Origin of the sequence: Pseudomonas sp. PLMAX, from assembly GCF_046042685.1 — a bacterium.
Taxonomy (GTDB): Bacteria; Pseudomonadota; Gammaproteobacteria; order Pseudomonadales; family Pseudomonadaceae; genus Aquipseudomonas; species Aquipseudomonas putida_AE.
Genome location: NZ_CP064949.1, coordinates 790,318 through 810,313, shown reverse-complemented (window position 1 = coordinate 810,313; position 19,996 = coordinate 790,318). Strand labels below are relative to the sequence as shown.

Genomic DNA, 19,996 nt, shown 5'->3' with positions numbered 1-19,996 from the left:
TGGGTCAGTCGGCATCCATGTTGGATGTGCCACCGCATTCGCGAGCAAGCCCGCTCCCACAGGGTATGTGTTGATGCTCAAACCAAGCCACTCCCACAAAACCTCCGCGCTCGCGTAAACTTGCGCGCTTCTCGCAGCCCGCTAGGCTGCAATCAATATTTTTCAAAGGTGCCCGCCATGCCTTGGCTGCAAGTACGCCTCGCCATCAGCCCAGAACAAGCCGAAACCTACGAAGACGCTTTCCTTGAAGTGGGCGCCGTGTCGGTGACCTTCATGGACGCCGAAGACCAGCCGATCTTCGAGCCTGAACTCAACACCACGCCGCTGTGGTCCCACACCCACCTGCTGGCGCTGTTCGAAGGTGGTACCGAGCCTGGCCCGGTACTGGCCCACCTTGAGTTGCTGACTGGCGGCCCGCTGCCCGAGCATCACAGCGAAGTGATCGAAGACCAGGACTGGGAACGCAGCTGGATGGACGGTTTCCAGCCGATGCGTTTTGGCCAGCGCCTGTGGATCGTGCCGAGCTGGCACGCCGCCCCCGAGCCAGACGCGGTAAACCTGCTGCTGGATCCGGGCCTGGCCTTCGGCACCGGCACCCACCCGACCACCGCACTGTGCCTGGAATGGCTCGACGGCCAGGACCTCAAAGGCTGCAACGTGCTGGATTTCGGCTGCGGCTCGGGGATCCTGGCCATTGCCGCCCTGCTGCTGGGTGCCAAAGAGGCCGTGGGTACCGACATCGACGTCCAGGCACTGGAAGCCTCCCGCGACAACGCCGGGCGCAATAACATCGCCGATGAATTGTTCCCTCTGTATCTGCCGCAAGATTTGCCGCAGGTCCAGGCCGATGTGCTGGTGGCCAACATTCTCGCCGGCCCGCTGGTTTCCCTGGCGCCGCAGCTGTCGGGACTGGTCAAGCCGGGCGGTCGACTGGCGCTGTCGGGCATCCTCGCCGAGCAAGGCGACGAAGTGGCCGCCGCCTACGCCAAGGACTTCGATCTGGACCCGATCGCCAATCGCGATGGCTGGGTGCGCATCACTGGCCGTCGGCGCTAGAATGGGCGTCTGCATCTACCGGATTGCCGCATGACCGACAGCTTCGTCACCCAGTGTCCGCATTGCCAAACCAGCTTCCGCGTCAACCATGCCCAATTGAGCGTGGCGCGCGGGGTTGTTCGCTGTGGCTCATGCCTGCAGGTGTTCAACGCCGCCAAGCAACTGCTGGAGCAGGCCGGCAAGGAAGCCCCCGTGCCGACGCCGGCACCCCGGGAGACTGTCGAACCGCCACAGCCGCGCGCCATCAGTCAAAAACAATGGAGCGCCGCCGAGCTGGACCTGGACAGCCTCGACCTGGACGAAGAACTCGCCCGGCTTGAACAGCGGGAAATCCAGCCGACCACCGAGTTCGGCCGGCACCGCGAAGACACGCTCAGCGCTCGCCGCGACAGCGCCGAGCACGACGAAGCCCCCTGGCCCGACAGCCTGTTCAGCGAATCGGCTGCCGATCGCGCCCAAGCGGCCGACACACTTGATACCCTCGAGACGCTCGACGCACTGGATACCCCGGAGCCACCGAGCGAGCCGAGCAAAACCGAGCGCACCGAGCCATCGCTGTCACTGGAACCAGTGGATCTGGACGATGAACCGCAGCCCCCGCAACTGCGCCTGAACGATCCGCTCGACACCCCAGCGCATCACCCACGCCTGACAGCAACCGAAGCGATCGACGACGACCTGCCGTCGATCGAGCCGCCACGCAAGCGCCGCGAGCGCAGCGAACCCGGGGTTCGTGCAGAAGTGCTGCAGGACCTGACCGACGACCCATTGCAACTGGACTGGCAAAAACGTCGCTCACCCTGGGGTCGCCGGCTGCTCTGGCTCTTGTTGGTACTGCTGGGCGCCGGCGCACTCGTCGGCCAGTATGTCGCCTATCATTTCGACGAACTGGCGCGCCAGGACCAGTACCGCCCCTGGTTCCAGCAACTGTGCCCGCAAATCGGCTGCACGGTGCCCTCCAAGGTCGACATCGCGAAAATCAAGAGCAGTAACCTGGTGGTCCGAAGCCACCCGGAGTTCAGTGGCGCCCTGGTGGTCGATGCGATCATCTACAACCGGGCCACCTTCTCGCAGCCCTTCCCGTTGCTGGAGCTGCGTTTTGCCGACCTCAATGGCCACTTGATCGCCAGCCGCCGCTTCAAACCCGGCGAGTACCTCAATGGCGACCTCGAAGGCCGGGTGGAAATGCCTCCGCAAACGCCCATTCACATCGCTCTGGACATCCTCGACCCAGGCGCCAAGGCGGTGAATTACAGCCTGAGCTTCCATTCGCCCGAGTGAATCGATTCACTGGCCGGCGATTGACGACGGCTTTCTGACTTTGCCCGCGCGGACCAAACCGCTGGCGATAACAGAATAACTGTTCAGATTTTGTTCAATTCAGCCTTTATCCAGTCATCGAGAGCGGGTATCATGCCAACCCTTTTTCGAACTCTCATGATCCGGCCCCACAACAGGGAAGTCCTATGTCGGCGGTACGCATCGGTCCATACACATTACACAACGGCTTGATTCTCGCCCCGATGGCGGGTGTCACCGACCAACCCTTTCGTCAGCTGTGCAAGCGATTGGGCGCGGGGCTAGTAGTCTCGGAAATGGTCACCAGCGACATGAGTCTGTGGAACACCCGCAAGTCTCGCATGCGCATGATCCACGAAGGTGATCCCGAGCCACGCTCGGTACAGATCGCCGGTGGTGACGCACAGATGCTGGCGGATGCGGCCCGGGCCAACGTCGAGCTGGGCGCGCAGATCATTGATATCAACATGGGCTGCCCGGCCAAGAAGGTCTGCAACAAGGCCGCCGGGTCCGCACTGTTGAAGGATGAAGCATTGGTCACCGAGATCCTGCAGGCCGTCGTGGCTGCGGTCGATGTGCCGGTTACCCTGAAGATCCGTACCGGCTGGGACCGGGACAACAAGAACGGCCTGACGGTGGCGAAGATCGCCGAGCAGGCCGGTATTACGGCGCTGGCGGTGCATGGCCGCACCCGTGCCGACCTGTACACCGGCGAGGCCGAGTACGACACCATTGCCGCGATCAAGCAGGCGGTGTCGATGCCGGTCTTCGCCAACGGCGATATCGATTCGCCAGAGAAGGCCCGGTACGTGCTCGACGCGACCGGTGCCGACGGCCTGCTGGTGGGCCGGGCCGCCCAGGGGCGGCCATGGATTTTTCGCGAGATCGACCATTTCCTGCGCACCGGCGAGAAGCTCCCGGCGCTGGACCTGATCGAAGTGGAACGCATTCTGCTAGAGCATCTGGCTGCGCTGCACGCCTTCTATGGAGACGTGATGGGCGTACGCATTGCTCGAAAGCATGTGGGCTGGTATCTCGCAACCTTGCCGGGCGCCAGGGAGTTTCGCGCCCACTTCAATCGTTTGGAAGATACGGAAGCACAATGCGCCAACGTCCAGGGCTTCTTTGCCGGACGGTTCAAGAGCCTGACAGGGGACGCAAAAGGGGTGGCCGCATGACGATGATGACCGAGACTTTAGTGAGTGGAACTGCACCCGTGAGCGACAACGTGAATTTGAAACAGCACCTCAATACGCCAAGCGAAGAAGGCCAGACCCTTCGCGGGAGTGTCGAGAAGGCGCTGCACAATTATTTCGCCCACCTTGAGGGCGCTGCCGTCACGGACGTGTACAACCTGGTGCTCTCCGAAGTCGAGGCTCCCCTGCTCGAGTGCGTGATGAACTACGTCAAGGGCAACCAGACCAAGGCCAGCGAGATGCTCGGACTGAACCGGGGCACGCTGCGCAAGAAACTCAAGCAGTACGATTTGCTGTAAGCATTCAATCAAACCAGAAAGGCGCCCGCGTAAGACCGGTCGCCTTTTTTGCTGACTTCCTTTGCTTTTGATGGAAATTGAGATGACCGACCAGACTACCCGCCTGCCGATCCGCCGCGCCTTGATCAGCGTTTCCGACAAGACCGGGATCCTCGAATTCGCCAAGGAGCTTGAAGCCCTGGGTGTCGAGATCCTCTCCACCGGCGGGACGTTCAAGCTGCTGCAGGACAACGGCGTTGCCGCAGTGGAAGTCGCGGATTACACCGGCTTCGCCGAAATGATGGACGGTCGGGTGAAAACCCTGCACCCGAAAATCCACGGCGGGATCCTCGGTCGTCGCGGTATCGACGACGCCATCATGAACGAACACGGCATCAAGCCGATCGACCTGGTAGCGGTCAACCTGTACCCGTTTGAAGCCACCATCAGCAAGCCTGGCTGCGACCTGCCGACCGCCATCGAGAACATCGACATCGGCGGCCCGACCATGGTTCGTTCGGCAGCCAAGAACCACAAGGACGTGGCCATCGTGGTCAACGCCAGCGACTACGCCAGCGTCCTGGAAAACCTGAAAGCCGGCGGCCTGACCTACGCCCAGCGTTTCGACCTGATGCTCAAGGCCTTCGAACACACTGCCGCCTACGACGGCATGATCGCCAACTACATGGGCACTGTGAACCAGGCCGCTGACACCCTCAGCACGGAAGGTCGCAGCGAGTTCCCGCGCACCTTCAACAGCCAGTTCATCAAGGCCCAGGAAATGCGCTACGGCGAGAACCCGCACCAGAGCGCGGCGTTCTACGTGGAAGCCAAGCCTGCCGAAGTTGGCATTGCCACCGCGACCCAGCTGCAAGGCAAGGAACTGTCGTACAACAACGTGGCCGACACCGATGCCGCGCTGGAATGCGTGAAGAGCTTCGTCAAGCCGGCGTGTGTGATCGTCAAGCACGCCAACCCGTGCGGCGTGGCCGTCAGCCCGGACGCCGAAGGCGGCATCCGCAAGGCCTACGACCTGGCCTACGCCACCGACACCGAATCCGCGTTCGGCGGCATCATCGCCTTCAACCGCGAACTGGACGCCGAGACCGCCAAGGCCATCGTCGAGCGTCAGTTCGTCGAAGTGATCATCGCCCCGAGCGTCAGCGAAGAAGCCCGCGCCATCGTCGCTGCCAAGGCCAACGTACGCCTGCTGGCCTGTGGCGAGTGGTCGGCTGATCGCGCCGCTGCCTGGGACTACAAGCGCGTCAACGGTGGCCTGCTGGTGCAGAGCCGCGATATCGGCATGATCGGCGCCGATGACCTCAAGGTCGTGACCAAGCGCGCACCGACCGAGCAGGAAATCAACGACCTGATCTTCGCCTGGAAAGTCGCCAAGTACGTGAAGTCCAACGCCATCGTCTACGCCAAGAACCGTCAGACCATCGGTGTCGGCGCAGGCCAGATGAGCCGCGTGAACTCCGCGCGTATTGCTGCGATCAAGGCTGAACATGCTGGTTTGCAGGTAGCCGGTTCGGTGATGGCTTCCGATGCATTCTTCCCGTTCCGCGACGGCCTGGACAATGCGGCCAAGGTTGGCATCACCGCGGTGATCCAGCCAGGTGGCTCGATGCGTGATGCTGAAGTGATTGCGGCAGCAGACGAAGCCGGCATCGCCATGGTCTTTACTGGCATGCGCCACTTCCGTCACTAAACACGACGATCAAATGTGGGAGCGGGCTTGCTCGCGAATGCAATCTGTCAGCGACATTGATGTTGGCTGACACACCGCTTTCGCGAGCAAGCCCGCTCCCACAAAAGAGCATCCCAGCGGTGCTATCAAGAATTAGCGTCATCCGAGGTTTTTGAAATGAATGTCTTGATCATTGGCAGCGGTGGCCGTGAACACGCCCTGGCCTGGAAAGTAGCCCAGGATCCACGGGTGCAGAAAGTGTTCGTGGCACCGGGCAACGCCGGCACCGCCATCGAAGCCAAGTGCGAGAACGTCGCCATCGACGTACTGGCCCTTGAGCAACTGGCGGATTTTGCCGAGAAAAACGTTTCCCTGACCATCGTCGGCCCGGAAGTGCCGCTGGTCGCCGGTGTGGTCGACCTGTTCCGCTCCCGTGGCCTGGACTGCTTCGGTCCGACCGCCGGTGCTGCCCAGCTTGAAGGCTCGAAAGCCTTCACCAAGGACTTCCTGGCTCGCCACAAGATCCCGACCGCCGACTACCAGAACTTCACCGAGATCGAGCCGGCCCTGGCTTACCTGCGTGAAAAAGGCGCGCCGATCGTGATCAAGGCCGACGGCCTGGCCGCCGGTAAAGGCGTGATCGTTGCCATGACCCTGGCCGAAGCCGAAGACGCGGTGCGTGACATGCTCGCGGGCAATGCATTCGGCGATGCCGGTTCGCGCGTAGTGATCGAAGAGTTCCTCGACGGCGAAGAAGCCAGCTTCATCGTCATGGTCGACGGCAAGAACGTCTTGCCGATGGCCACCAGCCAGGACCACAAGCGCGTCGGCGACGGCGACACCGGCCCGAACACTGGCGGCATGGGCGCCTACTCCCCTGCCCCGGTGGTGACCAGCGAAGTGCACCAGCGCGTCATGGACCTGGTGATCTGGCCGACCGTGCGCGGCATGGCCGAGGAAGGCAATGTCTACACCGGTTTCCTGTATGCCGGCCTGATGATCGACAAGGCGGGCAACCCGAAAGTCATCGAGTTCAACTGCCGTTTCGGTGACCCGGAGACCCAGCCGGTCATGCTGCGTTTGCAGTCGAGCCTGGTTTTGCTGGTCGAAGCCGCCCTGGCGCAGGCGCTGGACAAGGTCGAAGCGCAATGGGATCCACGTCCGAGCGTCGGCATCGTCCTGGCGGCAGGCGGCTATCCTGGTGACTACGCCAAGGGTGTGGCCATCAATGGCCTGGATGCAGCCGCGGCACTGGAAGGCAAAGTCTTCCACGCCGGTACCGCGCTCAAGGACGGTCAAGTCGTGACCGCCGGCGGCCGCGTGCTTTGCGCCACGGCCATGGGCGCCAGCGTCGATGCCGCCCAGCAGCAGGCTTACAAACTGGCGGCCAAGATCGATTGGGAAGGCTGTTTCTATCGCAAGGACATTGGCTACCGCGCCATTGCCCGCGAGCGTGGCGAACAGGAATAAGCAACATAACGACAGGCAGGGGCTTGCAGCCCTTGCCTGGCTATTGCGGCGCCGCGCATAGTTATATTCTGGCATTAACCTACGAAAGGATTTCGCCGTGCGCTGGCTCAGGATTGCCATAACTCTAACCGTCACAATGCTGACCTTGCTCTGCATGCTCCCGGCCCAGGCCGCGCAAGGCAGTGGCTGGGCGGTATTGCTCGACGAACAGGGCGACCTGCAGCTGAGCGACATACGCTCCGCCCGCTACACCAATCATTTCAGCCCCATCGAACTCGACCACCTCACGGCGGCCGAGCCCGAGGGTGCGCTATGGCTGCGTTTCAAGCTTGCGCCGGGCAAGCATGAACAATTGCTGCGGGTGTTCGCACCCGATCTGCTGCACTTCAACCTGTATGTGTTTGACGGCGACAAGCTGATCGAGCAATCCCATACAGGCAACGAGCAACCGCTGGCAGACCGCCCATTGCCCAGCAGCGACTTCATGCTGCCGTTGCCGCAAAGCGAAAAGACCCTGGACGTTTACCTGCGACTGGTTTCCGAACACCAGTTGAGGCCCTACATCACCTTGCAATCGGCGGTCATCACCGCGGCCAATCAGAACCAGACGCTGGTCTACGGGCTGCTGTTGGGCTGCATTGCCATGCTGATCCTGCACAACCTCATCCGCTATGCCTATACCCGCTCGACCAGCAGTGTCTGGCTGGCGGTGTGCGAAGCCTTGTTGATGCTCAGCCTGGTGCTGTTGTTGAACCTGGCGGGCCCCTGGATCCCGGACTGGCAGGCCGTGCAAACCCCCGGTGCCTACCTCGCCTTGCTGCTGACGGCCCCCAGCGGCCTGATATTTGCCTATCGTTTCTTCAAGCCCCTCGGCCCGCATCCGCTGAACAAGCTGCTGGTGGGCGACATCCTGTTCATCATGATCTGCAGCCTGCTGCTGTTGTTCGTCAACACGCTGCCACTGAACATCATCACCTACGCACTGGTCGCACTGGCCGGCCTGAGCATGTTGTTCGTCAGCGCCTATCACTGGCAAAAAGGCTATCGCCCGGCGCGGCTGTTCGTGGCGGCCATGGTGGTATTCAACCTTGGCACCCTGATCATCCTGCCCGCCTTGCTGGGGCTGACCCTGATCGAACCCCATGACCTGATCACCACCCTGCTGGTGTTCATCTGCATCAGTGGCCTGTTGATGAGCATTGCCCTGAGCGAACGCCAGCGCAGTATTACCGAAGCGCGCTTCAGTATCAGTCGCGACCTGGCGGCCAGCAACGCCGAGGTCAATGCCAAGGCCGAGTTCCTGGCAAAGATCAGCCATGAGATCCGCACGCCGATGAATGGCGTGCTGGGCATGACCGAGTTACTGCTGGGCACGCCGCTGTCGGTCAAGCAGCGCGATTATGTGCAGACCATCCACAGTGCCGGCAACGAACTGCTGACATTGATCAACGAAATTCTCGACATTTCCAAACTCGAGTCCGGACAGATCGAACTGGATGATGTGCAGTTCGATCTCAACGCCCTGATCGAAGACTGCCTGAGCATCTTCCGCGCCAAGGCCGAGCAGCAGAACGTCGAGCTGATCAGCTTCATTCAGCCACAAGTACCGCGCGTGATCAGTGGCGACCCGACGCGCTTGCGCCAGACGTTGCTGAGCCTTTTGGAAAATGCCCTGAAGAAAACCGACGAAGGCGAGATCCTGATCGTCGTCGCCCTCGACGAACGCAGCAGCCATCCACGCCTGCGCATCGCCGTACAAGACAGCGGCGAACCGATGGACGCCGAAGAGCGCGACGCGCTGATGCACGCCGAACTGCACAGCAAGCATTTCCTCTCGACCAACCACCTGGGCGGTAATCTGGGGCTGGTGATCGCCCGTCAACTGATTCGCCTGATGCAAGGCGAATTCGGCATCAAGAGTGGCAACAACCAGGGCAGTACCTTGTGGCTGACCTTGCCGCTGGACCCTGACCGCCTGGAGCATCCGACCTCGGACCTCGATGGCCCGCTGCAGGGTGCACGGGTACTGGTGGTGGATGACAACGACACCTGCCGCAAGGTGCTGGTGCAGCAGTGCACCGCCTGGGGCTTGAACGTGAGCGCCGTACCCTCGGGCAAGGAAGCGTTGGCGTTGTTGCGCACCAAGGCGCACCTGCGTGACTACTTCGATGTGGTCCTGCTGGACCAGAACATGCCCGGCATGACCGGCATGCAACTGGCTGCCAAGATCAAGGAAGACCCGAGCCTGAACCACGACATCCTGCTCATCATGCTGACCGGCATCAGCAATGCGCCGAGCAAGATCATCGCGCGCAACTCGGGGATCAAACGCATCCTGGCCAAACCCGTGGCCGGCTATACCCTCAAGACCACCCTGGCCGACGAACTGAACCAGCGCAACAAAGGGCTCGCGGTCCCGCCACACTTGCCATCCGGCCCGCCGTTGCCGATCAAGGTGCCCAGCGATTTCCGCATTCTGGTGGCCGAAGACAACAGCATTTCGACCAAGGTCATCCGCGGCATGCTGGGCAAGCTCAACCTGCAACCGGACACCGCCAGCAATGGCGAAGAAGCCTTGGTGGCGATGAAGGCGCAGCGTTACGACCTGGTGCTGATGGACTGCGAAATGCCGATCCTCGACGGCTTTTCGGCGACCCAGCAGCTGCGTGCCTGGGAAGTCGGCAATCAGCGGACCCGCACCCCGGTGGTCGCGTTGACCGCACACATCCTCGCCGAGCATAAGGAGCGGGCACGCCAGGCCGGAATGGACGGACACATGGCCAAGCCGGTCGAGCTCTCGCAGTTGCGCGAATTGATCGAACACTGGGTTGCCCAGCGCGATCAGAACCGCACGACGACGCCAACGTCCTGAGCCGACAGACTCCACGGCGCCTGTTAGACTCTCCCTCGACTTCCCTCGCCAGTGAGCCTGCCCCATGCTCCACGTGTTGTTCAGCGTTTACCTGAAGATGCTGGTGCTCTACAGCCCGTTCTTCGTGTTGTCCTGCTTCATCAGCCTGACCCGCGGTTATTCGCGCAAGGAACAACGTCGACTGGCCTGGAAAGTGGCCATTGCCACCTTGGTCTCCAGTGTCTTGCTGTACCTGTTCGGGCGGGTAATTTTCAGCGTGTTCGGCATCACCGTGGACGCCTTCCGCATCGGTGCCGGCAGTGTGCTGTTCATCTCGGCGCTGGGCATGGCCCAGGGCAAATCGGCGGTGCAGACCGACAACGTGCAACAGGACGTGACCATCGTCCCCCTGACCATCCCGCTGACCGTCGGCCCCGGCACCATTGGCGCCTTGCTGGTGATGGGCGTGAGTCAGCCGCACTGGGACGACAAACTCACGGCCATCGTCAGTATTGCCCTGGCCAGCTTTACCGTGGGGGTGGTGCTGTACCTGTCCAACCGTATTGAACGCATACTCGGCGACCAGGGCTTGCAGATAGTCAGCCGATTGATGGGGCTGTTTGTGTGTGCGTTGGCGGCGCAGATTATATTCACGGGCGTGAAGGGTTACCTGGTGCCCTGAATGCTCCAGCACACCCAGAGGTCAGTAACCTCTGGGCCTGCTGATTATTGTGTGCGTTTACGTCGTTGAAACCGTTTTACCAACTGCGTGCTCTGGTGCAGACCGAGCACTGCTTCAATGTCTTGTTTGACGTGAGAATAACGAAGCGGGTTGAAAGTGACAAAAGAGGCGGCGCGAAAAGTATTCAGGTCCGATGTCTTCCAGTCTAAAAAAACCACCTTGCCATCGTCTTTGTCGGCATTGCTGTCGATGGACGACAACATGATCAGGACCAGACCATTCTTCAGTTGCTCGCAGGGCAATATCGCCAGTTTGACACCTTTGGTCTTCGTGACTTCATAGTTGAAAACCTTGATGGTTTCGGGCTCCTTCTTCAGCGCATCCAGGGTGGAATCCGCGACCGCGCCCAATACCGTCGCACCAGGAATGGCCGCTTTTGCCGCATCGATACCCGCCTTGATAATGTCTGTGACGATGTTGGCCATCGTCAGCTGCACAGCACTGCGACTGTGCTCGACATAACCGCTGTCGGGAACGTAGCAGCCCAGATCTTCCATGCAATTTAGAAATGCACGATGCCACTCCTTAGGCTTTTTATCACCCGGGACTTCCAGGGTCGCCTCCATCTTCGAAAACTTGATGATGTTTTCGATAATTTCCATGTTCTCGAGTGACACATTGTCGCCGTAACCGACAAGTGTATTCCCAAGGACAACAGCATCGAGCTCCTTGGTAGGACTCGAAACTTCCACGGTGGCCAGCTTTTGCATTCGGGCAACATTCGGCATCAGGGACTGGCGCCGCGCAATACGCCAGCCGACCAAGTCATTACTTTCTTCTACACTCAGAGAACCTTCATTATTTAACATATCAAACAATCCTTATTAGTTTCGTTTAGCGCCCTCCTGGGCAAAACGAATCTAACCCACTGCACCGCCGCCTACAAACTGCACTAATGACCATATGTGTATAACTTGAAGCCAGACAAAAAATCGCCCGAGCCAACGACTCGGGCGATCCAATGTTATTCAATTTGAAAACAGAAATGCCTATTTGATGTCGATCAACTTGTCACCATAACTTCGTGGCGTGTACACCCATGACAACCCATGCAAGCGTGGAAACACCCGGGTCGTGGATGAACCGATCAACACCATGGTTCGCATGTCGACCTGATCCGGCGTCAATTGACCGAGGGTCGTTACCCGCAAAGTCTGTCCCGGACGGGCGATATCGCGCCCCAGCACCACCGGTGTATCGGCTGCACGGTGCCGGGCGACGACCTCCAGTGCGCGCCCCAACTGCCACGGCCGTGACCGTGAGATCGGGTTATAGAACGCCATCGCCAGATCAGCCTGCGCCGCCAGGTCCAGGCGTTTCTCGATGATCTCCCATGGCTTGAGGTTGTCCGACAGCGACAGCACACAGAAGTCATGCCCCAGCGGTGCTCCCGCCTGGGCGGCTGTCGCCAGTGAGGCCGAGACACCCGGCAGGATCTCCAGGTCGACCTGATGCCAGGTCGGGTCGCCGGATTCATGCAGTGCTTCGAGCACCGCCGCCGCCATGGCAAATACGCCGGGATCCCCGGAAGACACAACCACCACGCTGCGGCCTTGCACAGCGAGCTCAAAGGCATGCCGGGCGCGCTGCATTTCTTCACGGTTGTCGGTGCAGTGCAACACCTGGTCTGGTCGATAAGGGCCCGCCATGCGCACATAGGTTTCATAACCGAGCACGTCGTTGGCACGCGCCAGTTCCGCCTTGACCGCCGGCACCATCAACTCGACAGCACCCGGACCGATGCCGATGACGGCAAGGCGCCCGCGGGGACGACCGATCAGCGTGACGTCCAGCGGCTGTTCGGCGACCGCCAGGGTAATTCCGTTATCGGTGTGCAGAACCACGGGGAGCCCGATCACCTCCTCGACGCTGGCCGCTGCCGTAAACCGCAGCGCGACACCCAACTCCAGCGCCACATCATGCAGCGTCGGATTACCCATCATCTGATCGCTGGCCAACAGGCACGCCAGGGATTGCTGCGCAATTTTCGCCCGACGCAAAGCCTGGCGAATGGCCTCGGGCAGGTCTGCAACGTCGTCGCTCACCAGCGCTACGACGCTTTTTGGATAGATCAGCAACTCATTGGCCGCAGGTTCGCGCTCGGCGGTGCTGACATGAATCGACAGATTCGCCTGCTGATCCTGGGGCAACTGTGCTTGCGCGAGCCAAGGTGCTTCACCTTCGATCCGTACAGGTTCGCCGCCGAGCAGGTCGGACACAAAACGTTTGCCGAGCTCCAGGTCAGCCAATGCATAGCCGCTTGGCGGGTTGAGCAAACAGGTGCCGAAGCGCAGCTCGCCACTGGTGGTGATCGCCGCCGCCACGCCCAGCCCTTGGGCAATTTCCCGGGCCAGCAGATTGACGCCGCCCAGGCCGCCCAACAGCGGCACCACCGCGCTGCCATCTTCGGCAACCGCCAGGACCGGCGGCTCCGCGCCCTTTTCCAGCAGCAGCGGCGCCAGGGTGCGAATCACGATGCCGGCCGCGCACAGCGCAATGATCGGCGTGGCCTGTTGATAGAGTTCACGCAGGGTTGCGCCGAACTCCTGGTAGAGGCGGTCAGCACCTTCGACCCGTTCGGCCAGGCCGTGGATCAGGGCGCCCGGGGACAACTGCTGGATCTTGCGTGCGGTAGCGAGGCTGCCATTACCAAGAATGACAATCGCCGGGACGGGACGAGTCATCAGCCTTGCCACCTTTCACCGGGAACGATGATCAGCGAGAAATACGGCGAAGACAGCGGATCGACCTGATCCAGCGGCACGATCTTCTGGTTGGCCATGGTCGCGCGCTCGACGTACAGCGCTCGCCCGGCCAGGCCCAGTTCTTCCAGCACCTGGCGGACCTTGGGGAAATTGCGCCCCAGCTTCATGACCACCGCGGCATCGGCATCGGCCAGGCGGCGCTTGAGCTCTTCGTGCGGCAGCACGCCGGACAACACCGACAGACTCTGGTTGCGGTACACCAGTGGCGCACCGAGCACCGAGGCGCCGCCCAGCATCGAGCAGACACCCGGCACGACTTCGGCCTCATAGCGCTCGGCCAGACGGTCGTGCAGGTACATGTAGGAGCCGTAGAAGAACGGATCGCCTTCGCAGATCACGGCCACGTCACGACCGGCATCGAGATGCGCGGCCAGTTGTTCGCCAGCGGTATCGTAGAAATCGCTGATCACCTGCTCGTAGGACAGCGGCGCCGGCAAGGCCTCGGTGGTGACCGGGTAGACCAGTGGCAGCAGCGTCTGCGCGTCCTGCAGGTGTGCTTCGATGATGCCGAAGGCATTGCCCTTTTTGCCTTTGGCAACGAAATACGCCACCACCGGCGATTCGCGCAGCAGGCGCAGGGCCTTGACGGTAATCAGTTCCGGATCACCGGGGCCGACGCCAAGGCCGATCAAACGTCCTGGTTGCTGCATCATTCAATCTCCGTGGCGAGGGCATTGACGGCGGCGGCAGCCATGGCGCTACCACCCAGGCGGCCTTGCATGATCACAAAGGGCACGCCACGACTGTTCGCCGCGAGCATCGCCTTGGACTCGGCGGCGCCGACAAATCCCACCGGGAAACCGAGGATCAGGGCAGGCTTGGGGGCACCGGCGTCGAGCATTTCCAGCAGGTAGAACAAGGCGGTCGGCGCATTGCCAATCACTACCACGCTGCCTTCCAGGTAGGGACGCCACAGCTCCAGCGCCACGGCCGAGCGCGTATTGCCCAGCTCACGGGCCAGGTCCGGCACGCTGTCATCGCGCAGGGTGCAGATCACTTCGTTGTTCGCCGGCAAGCGGGCACGGGTCACGCCCTCGGAGACCATCCGCGCATCGCACAGAATCGGCGCCCCCGCGGCTAACGCATCGCGCCCGGCCTTGCCCGCGCCTGCGGAAAACTGCAGGCCATCGATCGCCTCGACCATACCGCAGGCGTGGATCACCCGGACCGCGAGTTTTTCCAGATCAGCCGGGATTCGCTCCAGGTTGGCCTCGGCGCGAATGATCGCGAAAGAATTGCGATAGATCTCCTGACCGTCGCGGATGTAATCAAGCATCAAGGGGACTCCGTGGGCGGGCATCAAGCCATGCGCCAGCCGCTTCAATTGTGAGATTGCGTGCTTGCAGCGCGCCGAAACCCGGCAACGCTGCATCGCGAAAATAAAGATCGTAGTGACCGGTACCGGTCGCCAGCAGTGTGACGGGCGCCGTATGGGCGCATGCACAGGAGCGCGGGCAACCCGACAAGTGCACCTGCTGCCGCTCCGGCTGATCGTGCAGCCGTGCCGCCAGTTGCCGCGCATCGCCCTTGGTATCCGCCAACCCTTTGCCACAACCGGCCGAGCCGGTGCAGGCCACCACAGAGCACAGGGGCTGACGGGGGTCGACCAGGAAACCCAGCGCCTGCAACTGTTGGATGACGAGCGCGGCATCCTGGTGACGGATATTGGGCAGCAACAGGCTTTGCCACGGCGTCAGGCGCAGGCTGGCGTCACCCAGGGTTGCGCAGAGCTCGGCCGCCCCCTTGAGCATCGTCGGGTCGAGCCGCCCCAGCGGTGGCATGGCTCCGACGTACATCAGGCCTTCCTGACGTTGTGGAAAACTGCCGATGGGTTGACCGGAACGGCGAACCGGGGCTTGCCATTGTCCGATGTCGAGCAAGGGTACGCGCCCGGCCAGCGTTTGCAGCAACGAAGGGCGTGAATGTTCGGCCAGCAGATGGCGCATTCGGGTCTGGTCCGGTCGCGCGAGTTCCAGAAACAACTCCAGCACGGCCACCACCAGGCGATGTCCATCGCCCAGCAATACCGCGCCGACGGGTGGGTCTACAGGACACCCGGCAAGACCGAAGACCAGCAGTGCCTCGCCGTTGCGCTCAATCGCGCTCAACCACAGGTCATGTGGATGCTCGAGCATCGCCACGCTTTCACCGCCATCAAGCTGCACCGCGAACTTGGCCGATAACTCATGGAAGCGCGGATGGGTTTGCAAGCTGTTTAGAATTTGCCGGGCCAGCGGCCGAGTGTCGATCAGCATGTCCTGATCGATGCCGGCACTGGGGCTCAGCATCAGATTGCGCACGTCGTCGCCAAGGGCCGTGGTGGGCCCCAGTCCAGCGGCCAGCAGGCTCTCGATCAACGCCGGCGTCTGCTGACCAATCCCGCGAATTTGCAGGTTCGCCCGGTTGGTCGCTTCGATGACGCCACCGGCATACCGCCGGGCAGCGTCAGCGACAGCCACGGCCTGGTCCGCGCGCAGGGAGCCACCGTCGAGTTTGATCCGGCAAATTCCGCCATCCAGCGCCTGGACGACACGCAACAACCCGGGACAGGCCGAAGGGCGCAAAGGACTGGAGATTGGACGTGAATTCACGGGATGACCGGTAACGGGACGAAGAGCGGCATTATGCCTGCTTTATCCAACCGGATGAAAAGACCGAGTGGATTGACGACGAAACGCAAGTACTTACAGAAAGAATCAAATCAACACGCCGAGAAATTTTCAACTGCCCGGGGGCTCTTGTACTTTGCAGTGACCAACAAGGATGTTTGTCAGGAGTTGCATATGGATAATAAAACCCCAGCGGGCCTGTTAACCGGCCCCAATTTGATTTCGTGCATTGGAGAACTCTCGCTGCAAGACTTTGACGACATGACCCATTGCACACAGATCGCCACTCGATCCGCCGATATGCTCTGCAGTCGTTTTACCGACTCGACACAATGGCTCGATGAATATGTCAACACGCTGAATTTCCTCGGCTGGTGGGTCTTCGAGGACAGCATTTCCACCCGCATTCGTCACGACGTCTCCAATAGTGTCGCGGACTTCCTGGTACAAAGCGCCCAGGCCATGCCGGACAGGCGCCAAGGCAACGCCATGATCGACACGCTCGACGCATTGAAACCGGATAAACCGGCCCTCTACTCCCTGGATACGGAAAGCCTGATGGGAAAGCGATTTCAGGTCACGCCTGCACGTTACGACGCCAAGGGTTTCCTGGAAATTGCCGTGTTCAATCTGGAGTTGGTGAGTTATGCAAAAAAAAGCGCTTTTCTGTTCGTCGATTGGGAGGGGCAGGCTACAAAAATCATTCAACAACGGGCTTACCTGAAACTGGACAGAAACAAACTCGACGCTAAAAGAGCACTCATCGACAAGAAACGTCGCGAAATCCTCATGAGCAAGTTCGACTTGCGAAGGAATAGAGGATGACGCCCCGCGCAGCGATTTCACCGACTGACCGCAGGCCACGGCAATCAACACCGCGCTATGATGCGCACCCGTGCAGGTCGACACAGGCCTGAGCGCGGTGATGACAGCTTCGCTTTGCAAATGAGGAACAGCATGACCCCCTGGCTGACAGTGGTAGGTATCGGTGAAGACGGCTTCAAGGGCCTGGGTAAAAACGCCCGACATGCTCTATTGGGCGCTTCGCGGATCATTGGCGGTCAACGGCAGCTGGATCTGTTGCCGGCTTGCATCCGGGGTGAACGGCAGCCATGGCCCAGCCCGTTTTCCCTCGACCCGGTACTGACCAGACGCGGCGAGCCTGTCTGCGTCCTCGCCAGTGGCGATCCGATGTTCTTTGGCGTCGGCGCCAGCCTCGCCCGACAACTGCCTGTCGATGAGATGCTGATCCTGCCGGCCCCCTCGTCCTGCTCGCTGGCCGCCGCGCGGATGGGCTGGGCCCTGCAGGACGTGGTCACGCTTTCTGTCGTCGCCCGCCCTGTCGCCGCGCTTAACGCGCACTGGGCTAGCGGTGTTCGCCTGCTGGTACTGAGCAACGATGGCCGAAGCCCGGGTGAAATCTGCCGGTTGTTGTGTGAACGCGGTTTCGGCGCGAGTCGTATCACCGTCCTCGAGCATCTGGGCGGCGAAGCCGAACGCCGCATTGATGGCGTCGCCAACGACTGGCTCGACCCGGTGATCGCCGACTTGAACCTGATCGCCATCGACTGCGTTGCCGATCCCGCCACTGCGCGCCTGTCCCGCCTGGCCGGCTTGCCCGACTCGGCATTCAAGCATGACGGGCAACTGACCAAACGCGACGTGCGTGCCATCACCCTCGCCCGCCTGGCACCGGTCCCCGGTGAATTGTTGTGGGATGTCGGCGCCGGCAGCGGTTCGATCGGCATTGAATGGATGCGCGCCCATCCGGGTTGCCGTGCGCTGGCGATCGAAGCCGACGCAGGGCGCCAGCAATTGATCGAGCACAACCGTGACACCCTCGGCGTTCCTGGGCTGCAACTGATTCGCGGCAGTGCGCCGCAAGCACTCGCGGGCCTCGAACGCCCGGATGCGATTTTCATCGGTGGCGGGGTCACCCGTGAAGGCGTGCTCGACACTTGCTGGGCAGCGCTCAAACCCGGCGGCCGGCTGATCGCCAACGCGGTCACGCTGCAAAGTGAAATGACCCTGATGGCGTGGCGCGAACAACACGGTGGCGAACTGACGCGTATCCATATCGCCCAGGCGCAACCGCTGGGTGAGTTCGATACCTGGCGCCAGGCGTTGCCGATTACCTTGCTGGATGTGACGAAGCCTTTCGATGCGTGACGAAACCGCCGAACAACCTGCCCCGCTGCGCAGCGGACTGACCACCGGCAGCTGCGCCACCGCGACCAGCCTGGCGGCGGCTCGCCTGTTGCTCGGCGGTGGAAGCTCGGACGCCGTGCAAATCGTCCTGCCCAAAGGCAAGCAGGTGCAGATGCGCCTGGAGTTCTGCCGCTTGATCGATGACGGCGCAGAGGCCGGCACGATCAAGGATGCCGGGGACGATCCAGACGTGACCCACGGTGCACTGCTCTATAGCGAGGTGCGTCTACTGGACGAGCCAGGTGTTCGCTTCAGTGCCGGGCGAGGTGTCGGAACGGTCACCCGCCCGGGACTGGTGTTGGGCGTCGGCGAGCCGGCAATCAATCCGGTACCGCGCAAGATGATCAGCGATCACCTGACCCTGCTCGCCAACGAACTTGGCTACAGCGGCGGTTTCGAGGTCACGGTGAACGTCGAGGACGGCGAGGCCCTGGCGTTGAAAACCATGAACCCGCGCCTGGGCATTCTCGGCGGCCTGTCGATCCTCGGCACCAGCGGCATCGTCCGGCCGTTTTCCTGCGCGGCCTACATCGCCTCGATCCACCAGGGCATCGATGTCGCCAAGACCAACGGCTATCTGCACATCGCCGCCTGTACCGGCAACGCCAGCGAAGACACCATGCGCCGGGTCTACCACCTGCCGGAAATCGCCCTGATCGAAATGGGCGATTTCGTCGGTGCAGTGCTCAAGCATCTGCGCAAGGTGCCCGTGGATAAACTGAGCATTTGCGGCGGCTTCGGCAAGATCAGCAAACTGGCGGCGGGGCATATGGACCTGCACAGTCGGCATTCGAGCATCGATCTGCCACAACTGGCCAAATGGGCCGCCGCAATCGGCGCCGATGCCGCCTTGCAGCAAGGCATCCGCGAAGCCAACACCAGTCAACAGGCCCTGGCCATGGCCAGCTCCGCAGGTATCGCCCTCGGCGATGCCGTGTGCCAACACGCCCTGGACTTTGCCCGCAGCGTGGTGCCGGCGCAGGTTCAGGTCGAAGTGTTTGCCATCGATCGCCAAGGCGGGATCGTCGGCCATGCGGGAGCTTTTCAATGAAACGCATTCTGTTGCTCGGCGGCGTGACCGAGGCCCTGGCGATTGCCCGAACCCTGGGGCCGCAACACATCTATAGCCTGGCCGGTATCGGTCGGGTGCCGACCGATTTGCACTGCCAGGTGCGCGTGGGTGGCTATGGCGGCGCCGAAGGCCTGGCTCAGTTCGTCCGCGATGAACGGATTGATCTGTTGCTCGATGCTACTCATCCCTACGCCGCCCAAATCAGTCAAAACGCCGCGACGGCCGCGCGTTTGAGCGGTATCGCCTGCTGGGCGTTGCGCCGTCCGGCCTGGCAACCACAGGCGGGCGATGACTGGCGTGAGGTCAGCGATTGGGCCGGACTGATCGAAGCGCTGAAGCCCTTCCGGCGACCGCTGTTCACATTGGGCCGCGAGCCGTTGCAACATCTGGACGAGATTCCACCGGAGCAATTCTGGGCCCTGCGCGCGCTGGACGTTTATCCCGGCAATGAACGCTGCGAAGTGATCGGCGCACGCGGACCGTTCCTGATCGACGATGAACGCGAGCTGTTCGAACGTCGCAACATCGACGTGCTGATCAGCAAAAACAGCGGCAGTAGCGCTACTGAACCGAAACTGGATGTGGCGCGCGAGCGTGGCTTGCCGGTACTGATATTGAAGCGGCCGGAGTTGCCGGTGGTAGAGCGGGAGTTTGGGTCGGTGCCAGATATGCTGGTTGCCCTGTCGACGTCAGACAATTCCTGAGCGCTACTGAACCCTGCGATTTTGCCGGCAAAACTCTCGGACAGATCTGACTTTCC

Annotated in this window: 17 protein-coding genes; 12 read left to right on the top strand and 5 right to left on the bottom strand. The window is 61.5% G+C overall.

What is annotated here, in order from left to right:
• Positions 1–177: 177 nt before the first annotated feature.
• The 8 genes from prmA to DKB71_RS03580 all read left to right on the top strand — a co-directional run bounded on the left by prmA (position 178) and on the right by DKB71_RS03580 (position 10,522).
• Complete coding sequence (prmA, locus tag DKB71_RS03615; RefSeq protein ID WP_274077486.1) at positions 178–1,056, top strand: 50S ribosomal protein L11 methyltransferase; 879 nt, start codon at positions 178–180, stop codon at positions 1,054–1,056.
• A gap of 30 nt (positions 1,057–1,086) precedes the next feature.
• Positions 1,087–2,337, top strand: coding sequence for a DUF3426 domain-containing protein (locus tag DKB71_RS03610; protein WP_408599637.1), 1,251 nt, complete (start codon positions 1,087–1,089; stop codon positions 2,335–2,337).
• Between the two features lie 185 nt (positions 2,338–2,522).
• The gene (dusB, locus tag DKB71_RS03605; protein ID WP_046819700.1) at positions 2,523–3,533 is read left to right on the top strand and encodes a tRNA dihydrouridine synthase DusB; all 1,011 of its coding nucleotides are present in this window, start codon (positions 2,523–2,525) and stop codon (positions 3,531–3,533) included.
• Entirely contained in the window at positions 3,530–3,850 is a 321-nt protein-coding gene (gene fis / locus DKB71_RS03600; protein ID WP_046819701.1) for a DNA-binding transcriptional regulator Fis, read from the top strand. Before dusB ends, fis begins: the two co-directional genes overlap by 4 nt.
• An 82-nt stretch (positions 3,851–3,932) precedes the next feature.
• Positions 3,933–5,540 carry a bifunctional phosphoribosylaminoimidazolecarboxamide formyltransferase/IMP cyclohydrolase gene (gene purH / locus DKB71_RS03595; protein WP_408599636.1) on the top strand — a complete coding sequence of 536 codons (1,608 nt, stop codon included), beginning with the start codon at positions 3,933–3,935 and terminating at the stop codon, positions 5,538–5,540.
• 156 nt (positions 5,541–5,696) lie between these two features.
• Complete coding sequence (purD, locus tag DKB71_RS03590) at positions 5,697–6,989, top strand: phosphoribosylamine--glycine ligase (RefSeq protein ID WP_274077489.1); 1,293 nt, start codon at positions 5,697–5,699, stop codon at positions 6,987–6,989.
• Positions 6,990–7,086: 97 nt separating this feature from the next.
• Entirely contained in the window at positions 7,087–9,861 is a 2,775-nt protein-coding gene (locus DKB71_RS03585) for a response regulator (RefSeq protein WP_408599635.1), read from the top strand.
• 64 nt (positions 9,862–9,925) lie between these two features.
• Positions 9,926–10,522: a MarC family protein gene (locus DKB71_RS03580; protein WP_008058841.1), complete on the top strand. Its 597-nt coding sequence runs from the start codon at positions 9,926–9,928 to the stop codon at positions 10,520–10,522.
• A 44-nt stretch (positions 10,523–10,566) separates the two neighbouring features.
• On the opposite strand, the gene DKB71_RS03575 is transcribed toward DKB71_RS03580, so the two are convergent.
• The 5 genes from DKB71_RS03575 to cobG all read right to left on the bottom strand — a co-directional run bounded on the left by DKB71_RS03575 (position 10,567) and on the right by cobG (position 15,938).
• Positions 10,567–11,391: a hypothetical protein gene (locus DKB71_RS03575; RefSeq protein ID WP_408599634.1), complete on the bottom strand. Its 825-nt coding sequence runs from the start codon at positions 11,389–11,391 to the stop codon at positions 10,567–10,569.
• Between the two features lie 180 nt (positions 11,392–11,571).
• Entirely contained in the window at positions 11,572–13,266 is a 1,695-nt protein-coding gene (gene cobJ / locus DKB71_RS03570; RefSeq protein ID WP_408599633.1) for a precorrin-3B C(17)-methyltransferase, read from the bottom strand.
• The gene (locus tag DKB71_RS03565; RefSeq protein ID WP_274077514.1) at positions 13,266–13,997 is read right to left on the bottom strand and encodes a precorrin-2 C(20)-methyltransferase; all 732 of its coding nucleotides are present in this window, start codon (positions 13,995–13,997) and stop codon (positions 13,266–13,268) included. The genes cobJ and DKB71_RS03565 overlap by 1 nt, the downstream gene beginning before the upstream one ends.
• Positions 13,997–14,623 carry a precorrin-8X methylmutase gene (locus tag DKB71_RS03560; protein WP_274077493.1) on the bottom strand — a complete coding sequence of 209 codons (627 nt, stop codon included), beginning with the start codon at positions 14,621–14,623 and terminating at the stop codon, positions 13,997–13,999. Before DKB71_RS03560 ends, DKB71_RS03565 begins: the two co-directional genes overlap by 1 nt.
• Positions 14,616–15,938, bottom strand: coding sequence for a precorrin-3B synthase (gene cobG / locus DKB71_RS03555; protein WP_408599632.1), 1,323 nt, complete (start codon positions 15,936–15,938; stop codon positions 14,616–14,618). The genes DKB71_RS03560 and cobG overlap by 8 nt, the downstream gene beginning before the upstream one ends.
• 192 nt (positions 15,939–16,130) lie before the next feature.
• On the opposite strand from cobG, the gene DKB71_RS03550 reads away from it, so the two are divergent.
• The 4 genes from DKB71_RS03550 to DKB71_RS03535 all read left to right on the top strand — a co-directional run bounded on the left by DKB71_RS03550 (position 16,131) and on the right by DKB71_RS03535 (position 19,940).
• Positions 16,131–16,781 (top strand): hypothetical protein, encoded by a 651-nt coding sequence (locus tag DKB71_RS03550; RefSeq protein ID WP_408599631.1) that lies wholly within the window; start codon positions 16,131–16,133, stop codon positions 16,779–16,781.
• A 132-nt stretch (positions 16,782–16,913) separates the two neighbouring features.
• On the top strand, positions 16,914–18,125 hold the full coding sequence (gene cbiE / locus DKB71_RS03545) for a precorrin-6y C5,15-methyltransferase (decarboxylating) subunit CbiE (protein WP_408599630.1): 1,212 nt from the start codon (positions 16,914–16,916) through the stop codon (positions 18,123–18,125).
• On the top strand, positions 18,118–19,215 hold the full coding sequence (locus DKB71_RS03540) for a cobalt-precorrin-5B (C(1))-methyltransferase (RefSeq protein ID WP_408599629.1): 1,098 nt from the start codon (positions 18,118–18,120) through the stop codon (positions 19,213–19,215). Before cbiE ends, DKB71_RS03540 begins: the two co-directional genes overlap by 8 nt.
• Positions 19,212–19,940, top strand: a complete 729-nt coding sequence (locus DKB71_RS03535; protein ID WP_408599628.1) for a cobalt-precorrin-6A reductase — start codon at positions 19,212–19,214, stop codon at positions 19,938–19,940. The genes DKB71_RS03540 and DKB71_RS03535 overlap by 4 nt, the downstream gene beginning before the upstream one ends.
• Positions 19,941–19,996: the final 56 nt, after the last annotated feature.